This is a genomic window from Brenneria tiliae, from assembly GCF_023347575.1.
Lineage (GTDB): Bacteria > Pseudomonadota > Gammaproteobacteria > Enterobacterales > Enterobacteriaceae > Brenneria > Brenneria corticis.
In genome coordinates, this window is the sequence record NZ_JAKPCB010000059.1 from 1 (window position 1) to 379 (window position 379).

Below are 379 nucleotides of genomic sequence, written 5' to 3' on the forward strand. Positions count from 1 at the left end.
TTGAAATAGTGAGGGAGAATGACTAAATGGTTAAAGCTTATTTAGGATTAGGGAGCAATATTGGAAATAGAGAACTACAACTCAATGAGGCTATTAAAATACTTCATGACTATCAAGGTATTCAAGTAACTCAAGTTTCTCATATTTATGAGACTGAACCAGTGGGATATACTAATCAACCGAAATTCTTAAACTTGTGCATTGAGATAGAGACTGAATTGAATCCACAATCTTTGTTAAAATGTTGTTTAACAACGGAACAACAACTTCATCGTAAAAGAGAAATACGTTGGGGGCCTAGAACTTTAGATATAGATATACTACTGTTTGGTGATCAAATTATTGAACAAGATAATTTATCAGTGCCGCACCCTAGAAT

Annotated in this window: 1 protein-coding gene; it reads left to right on the forward strand. The window is 33.2% G+C overall.

Annotation, left to right across the window (positions count from 1 at the left end; translation table 11 throughout):
• Nucleotides 1-26: 26 nt before the first annotated feature.
• Nucleotides 27-379 (forward strand): 2-amino-4-hydroxy-6-hydroxymethyldihydropteridine diphosphokinase (gene folK, locus MFP24_RS24455; RefSeq protein ID WP_249246706.1); only part of this gene is annotated, 353 nt, incomplete at its 3' end.